Source organism: Bradyrhizobium sp. UFLA05-108 (assembly GCF_059803455.1).
Window position 1 is genome coordinate 1 of record NZ_JBANAZ010000167.1, and the last position, 2347, is coordinate 2347.

At 60.8% G+C, this 2347-nt stretch carries 4 protein-coding genes; all 4 read right to left on the reverse strand.

The window, feature by feature from the left end:
- Positions 1-189 precede the first annotated feature (189 nt).
- Positions 190-771, reverse strand: coding sequence for a peroxiredoxin (locus SO140_RS45620; protein ID WP_449380855.1), 582 nt, complete (start codon positions 769-771; stop codon positions 190-192).
- Positions 772-775: 4 nt separating this feature from the next.
- Positions 776-1249, reverse strand: coding sequence for an SsrA-binding protein SmpB (gene smpB, locus SO140_RS45625; RefSeq protein WP_449380856.1), 474 nt, complete (start codon positions 1247-1249; stop codon positions 776-778).
- A 74-nt stretch (positions 1250-1323) separates the two neighbouring features.
- Positions 1324-1740: a large conductance mechanosensitive channel protein MscL gene (mscL, locus tag SO140_RS45630; protein ID WP_449380915.1), complete on the reverse strand. Its 417-nt coding sequence runs from the start codon at positions 1738-1740 to the stop codon at positions 1324-1326.
- Between the two features lie 53 nt (positions 1741-1793).
- Positions 1794-2347, reverse strand: a 554-nt coding sequence (locus tag SO140_RS45635; protein ID WP_498544170.1) for a dihydrodipicolinate synthase family protein, incomplete at its 5' end; no start/stop codon positions are given.

A 2347-nucleotide genomic window follows, 5' to 3' on the forward strand; every position in this document is an offset into this window, starting at 1 on the left:
GAATCTCCTTCAATATGCGATTCTCACCCAGCTTGGTCCGTGGATTTCTGACTCAGTAAGACTAAAGCGCGATGAGACTAGGACGCATCGTCATCGCGGTTCAGGTTGTTGTTTGAGCAGGATCTTTCGCGCAAACGCTCCGCGGTTGTCGCGAGGGAAAACCGCTTCACACTTTTGCGGATCATGCTCTTAGGCCTTCACTGGATTGGCCTTCAGCCAGCCCAGCACGTCGCCGGCGTTCCGATCCGGCGGAAAGACCGGGTAGAATACGTGCGTAATCTTCGCGTCGTCGATGATCAGCGCAAGGCGCTTGATCAGCGTCAACCCGGCAACCTCCATCGTCGGCAGCTTGAGCGCACGGGTCAGTTCGAGCTTCTCGTCTGACAGCACCGGAAACGGCAAGTGCAAGCGCGAGGCCATCTCGGCCTGGTAGTCATTGCTCTGGGTCGAGAGTCCGAACACATGGGACGCGCCGGCTGCCTTCAACTCGGCGAAGAGATCGCGGAACGCGCAGGTCTGCGGCGTGCAGCCGCGCGCGCCGGGGATCATGTCCCAATCGTCGACCAGCGCGATCTTGCCCGGCTCGCCGGTGCGCGGATAGCCGAACACCACGGTGCGGCCGCGCAGCGCCGACAGCGTCACTGACGTATCGTCGGTCGCGCGCAAACTGATCGGCGGGAACATCATGCCCGTCAGATGCGCCGCGCCGCCATCATCCGCCGGCGCGGGAATTTTGCTCCAGTCGACCTCGAGCAGGTTTCTCTGGTTCATCACCTCATCCCCTCGCCCGCATCAGCCGGCCCTTCTCCCGGCCCCAGTCGCGCTTCTTCTCGCTCTCGCGCTTGTCGTGCAGCTTCTTGCCCTTTGCGACCGCAAGCTGAAGCTTCGCCCGCCCGCGCTCGTTGAAGTAAAGCTTGAGCGGGATCAGCGTCATGCCTTCGCGGTCGACCGCGCCGATCAGCTTGTTGATCTGTCGGCGATGGAGCAGCAGTTTTCGCGGCCGCTTGGGCTCGTGGTTGAAGCGGTTGCCCTGGAGATATTCGGGAATGGTGGCGTTGATCAGCCAGATCTCGCCGTTTTTCGAATCGGCGTAGGATTCCGCGATCGTGCTCTTTCCGTTGCGGATCGATTTGACCTCGGTGCCGGTCAGCGCAATGCCCGCCTCGACCGTATCCTCGATCGCATAATTGAACCGGGCCTTGCGATTTTCCGCCATGACCTTGATGGGGCGTTCGTTCTTGTCGGCCATTGTAGTCAAAAACCTGGCAGAAAAAACTGAGCAGTATGCGCGCGCACGCTAACAGTTTGGATGAAGGGCGCGCGTCAAGACTTCTTGAGGAGATCGCGGATCTCGGTCAGCAGTTCGACTTCGGCCGACGGCTTCGCGGGAGCGGTAGGCGCAGCCTCCTCCTTGCGCTTCAACTTGTTCATGGCGCGGATCACCAGAAACAGCACGAAGGCAACGATGATGAAGTTGATCGTCAGCGTGAGGAAGCTGCCCCAAGCCAAGACGGCGCCCTGCTTTTTCGCGTCTGCAAGATTGCCGGCGCTGACCGCCTTCGACAGCGGCGTAAAGTAGTTGGAGAAGTCGAGTCCTCCGGTGGCCGCGCCGATGATCGGCATGATCACGTCGCCGACCAGCGAGTTCACGATGGCACCGAACGCTGCGCCGATGATGACGCCGACCGCGAGGTCGACGACGTTGCCCTTCATCGCAAACTCGCGGAACTCCTTGAGCATCTGCATGCCCTTTTCCTCGACGCTCATGAAAAGCTCCCCGATTGGCTAAGGCGTCAGTTGATCAGGCCGGCATGGACCATGGCGCTGCGCACCGCGACGCGGGTCGGCTCTGACACCGGCACCATCGGCAGCCGGAGCGTCTCGTCCATCTTGCCGAGCAGCGAAAGTGCATATTTGATCGGCGCCGGATTGCTCTCGATGAAGAGGTTGTTGTGCAGTGGCATCAACTTGTCGTGCAACTTTAAGGCGGTTGCATGGTCGCCCTTCTGCCAGGCGATGTGGAATTCCGAGCACAGCCGCGGCGCGACGTTTGAGGTCACCGAGATGCAGCCGTGGCCGCCATGCGCCATGTAACCGAGCACGGTCGCGTCCTCGCCCGAGAGCTGGTTGAAATCCTCGCCCATCGCGGCGCGCTGCTGCGACACCCGCACCATGCTGGCGGTGGCATCCTTGACGCCGGCGATGTTCTTCAGATCCCACAGCCGCTTCATGGTGTCGACCGACATGTCGATCACCGAGCGCGGCGGGATGTTGTAGATGATGATCGGAATTCCAATCGCATCGTTGATCGCCTTGAAGTGCTGGTAGAGCCCTTCCTGGGTCGGCT

What these genes read in the sequence shown, in the direction of transcription:
- SO140_RS45620 (WP_449380855.1), bottom strand. Translation starts at nt 771, where the DNA reads ATGAACCAGAGAAACCTGCTCGAGGTCGACTGGAGCAAAATTCCCGCG.
- smpB (WP_449380856.1), bottom strand. Translation starts at nt 1,249, where the DNA reads ATGGCCGACAAGAACGAACGCCCCATCAAGGTCATGGCGGAAAATCGC.
- mscL (WP_449380915.1), bottom strand. Translation starts at nt 1,740, where the DNA reads ATGCTCAAGGAGTTCCGCGAGTTTGCGATGAAGGGCAACGTCGTCGAC.